Origin of the sequence: Nocardiopsis sp. TNDT3, assembly GCF_003427465.1 — a bacterium.
Taxonomy (GTDB): domain Bacteria; phylum Actinomycetota; class Actinomycetes; order Streptosporangiales; family Streptosporangiaceae; genus Nocardiopsis; species Nocardiopsis dassonvillei.
In genome coordinates this window covers 1-2,945 of record NZ_QPFC01001278.1, presented here as the reverse complement: position 1 = coordinate 2,945, position 2,945 = coordinate 1, and the positions used below count along the sequence as shown (strand labels likewise).

The following is a 2,945-nucleotide window of genomic DNA, read 5'->3' as shown; positions in this document are numbered from 1 at the left end:
GCGCCCCCGGCGGGCGGGCCCCGGAGCCCACGGCCGCGGGGAGGGGCGGCCGCGGCCCGGCGGCCCGGAGGTACGGTGCGGCGGCGGGCCGGCGGCCCCGACCGGGTGTTCACGCCTAGGCTGGAGGCGTCCTCGACTCGGCCCGAACGCGGAGGTGGCGCATGGCCGGAACCGCCCCGTCACGGCGCCCGCTGGTGCTCGACGGCGGGCTGGCGACCCGTCTGGAGGCCTACGGCCGCGACCTGGGCGGCGGGCTCTGGTCGGCGCGGCTGCTGGCCGAGGAGCCCGATCTCGTCCGCCGGGTGCACCGGGACTACTTCGAGGCGGGCGCGGACGTGGCCATCGCCGCCGGGTACCAGGCGAGCGTTCCGGCACTGACCGCGCGGGGCGCCACGGAGTCCGAGGCCCTGGCGCTGATCGCCCGCTCGGTGGAGCTGGCGCGGGCCGAGCGCGACGCGTTCGGTTCCGGGCTGGTGGCCGCCGGGGTGGGCCCCTACGGCGCGGCCCGGGCGGACGGCTCGGAGTACACCGGCGACTACGACCTGGACGAGGAGGGCCTGTACGCCTGGCACCGGGAGCGCTGGCGGGTGCTCGCCGACTCCGGGGCGGACCTGCTCGCCTGCGAGACCGTGCCCTCGGCGGCCGAGGCCCGGGCGCTGGCCCGGCTGCTCGCCGAGACCCCCGGCGCCCGCGCGTGGATCAGCTTCTCCTGCCGGGACGGTGAGCGCGTCAGCGACGGCACGCCCCTGCGCGAGGCGGCCGCCGGACTCGCCCCTCTGCACGCCGACGGGCGGCTGGTGGCGGTGGGCGTCAACTGCACCGCGCCCCGGCACGTCCCCGCGCTGGTGCGCGCGGTCGCCGCGTGCGGCCTGCCCGCGGTGGCCTACCCCAACTCGGGGGAGGAGTGGGACGCGGCGCGGGGGCGGTGGACCGGCACGGCCGAGCCCGAGGAGTTCGGCCGCGCCGCCGTGGGCTGGTACGAGGCCGGAGCGGTGCTCGTGGGCGGGTGCTGCCGCACCGGCCCCGAGCACGTGCGCTCCGTGCGCGCCCACCTGGACCGCGCCGCGCCCTGACGGGGACGCCCGCGGCTGCCCTCCTAGCCGCCGCCCTGGTCCTCCGACAGCCGGATGGCGGGCGCCTCGGTCCCCGACGGCGGGACCTTCAGCGTCTTGAGCGCGAAGGACATGACGTCGTTGAACACCGGCCCCGCGGCCTCGCCGCCGTAGTAGTCCTGCTGCGGGTCGTGCAGCACCACCTGGACCACGACCTCCGGGTCGTCGGCGGGCGCGAACCCGGAGAAGGTGGACGTGTACCCGCCGCCGTCGTAGTCGCCCGTCTCCGGGTCGAGCCGGTTGGCGGTACCGGTCTTGCCCGCGACCCGGTACCCGTCGATGCGGGCCTGGGGCGCGGTGCCCTCGTCACTGGTGACCGCCTCCAGCATCAGCGCGAGCTGATCGGCGGTCTCCTCGCTGAACACGCGCCGCTGTTCGGGCTCCTCGGACGGAGTGAACTCCCCCTGGGCGTTCACCGTCCCGGCGACCACCCGGGGCTCCACCCGCACACCGCCGTTGGCGACGGTGGCGTACACCGACGCCATCTGAGCGGCGGTCACCGACAGGCCGTGGCCGATGGAGACCGACGGCAGCTGGGTGCCCCACCAGTCCTCCGGGTCCTTGAGCACGCCCGCCTGCTCACCGGGCAGCTGGAGCCCGGTCGGCTGGCCGAGCCCGAAGTCCTCCAGGTAGGAGTGCAGGACGCCCCGCCCCACCTGGTCGGCGATCTCGATGGTGCCCACGTTGCTGGACTGGGCCATGATGCCGTTGGTGGTCAGGCGCAGGGTCTCGTGGGGGCTGGAGTCCTTGAACGTCGTGTCCAGGTACCGGATGCTGTCGGGCACGGTGTAGACCGTCTCCGGGGTGGTGACGCCCTCCTCCAGCGCGGCGCCGATGGTGACGACCTTGTTGGTGCTGCCCGGCTCGAAGATCGTGGCCACCGCGCCGTTGGACCACTGCTCGGGGGAGCTGGAGGAGATGTCGCTCTGGGAGTAGGTCGGGTAGTCGGCCATGGCGAGGATCTCACCGGTGCCGACCCGCTCCACGATGACGCTGCCGCCCTGGGCGTCCAGCTCCTCCACGCGCTCGGCGAGGGTCTGGGCCGCGTACCACTGGATGTCCTGGTTCAGGGTCAGGCGCACGTCCTGGCCCGGCTCGGGTTCGCTGACCAGGCCGCCCGCCATGGGGATCTGGGTGCCGTCGGCGCCCACCTCGACGCGGCGCTTGCCCGCCTCACCGGCCAGGGTGTCGTTGAGGTAGCCCTCCAGTCCCTCCAGGCCGTGGCCCTCGGCGCCGACGAAGCCGACGAGGTCGGCGGCGCCGGTCTCCTCGGGGTAGACGCGCTCGTAGGAGACCTGCGAGCCCAGGCCGGACAGGTTGAGGTCGGCCAGCTCCTCCCACTCCGCGGGCAGGACCCCGCGGGCGACCACCTCGTAGCGGCTGGGCGCGGCGTCCACCTTCTGGGCGACCTCGTCCTCCTCCAGGTCGAAGCGGGTGACGAGCTCCTCGACGAGCTGGTCACGCTCGTCCTCGGCGACCGTCTCGGGATCGACGAAGACGGTGCGCACCTCCAGCGACAGCGCGAAGGGGTTGCCGTCGGCGTCGGTGATCTGACCGCGCAGGGTGGGGATGTCGATGGTCTGCAGGCGCGTGTTGGAGGCCGCCTCGGCGTAGTGCTCGGCCTCCACGACCTGGATCTGCACCAGGCGTCCCGCGAAGAGCAGCAGGACGGCCGTGATCAGGGCCCCGCCGATCTTGATGCGGCCCGGCGGCTCGCCCCTGCGGAAGGTGCGGCGCAGCAGGGGCGGGAGCGGGGGCGGGGAGCCCCCGCCGCGGCGGCGCTCACCGCCGCGCGCCTCCCGCGCCGGACGCCCCGGGGTGCGCGCCGAGGGG

General features: G+C 75.3%; 2 protein-coding genes. One reads left to right on the top strand and one right to left on the bottom strand.

Annotation, left to right across the window (positions count from 1 at the left end; all coding sequences use genetic code 11):
- Window positions 1–161 precede the first annotated feature (161 nt).
- Window positions 162–1,073: a homocysteine S-methyltransferase gene (gene mmuM / locus DQW06_RS26830; RefSeq protein WP_013151942.1), complete on the top strand. Its 912-nt coding sequence runs from the start codon at window positions 162–164 to the stop codon at window positions 1,071–1,073.
- Between the two features lie 23 nt (window positions 1,074–1,096).
- Here the strand turns inward: mmuM and DQW06_RS26825 are convergent.
- A partial coding sequence (locus DQW06_RS26825) for a peptidoglycan D,D-transpeptidase FtsI family protein (RefSeq protein WP_370449143.1) occupies window positions 1,097–2,945 on the bottom strand: 1,849 nt, incomplete at its 5' end.

Coding starts and splice junctions, on each gene's coding strand:
- mmuM (WP_013151942.1), top strand. CDS start 162: ATGGCCGGAACCGCCCCGTCACGGCGCCCGCTGGTGCTCGACGGCGGG.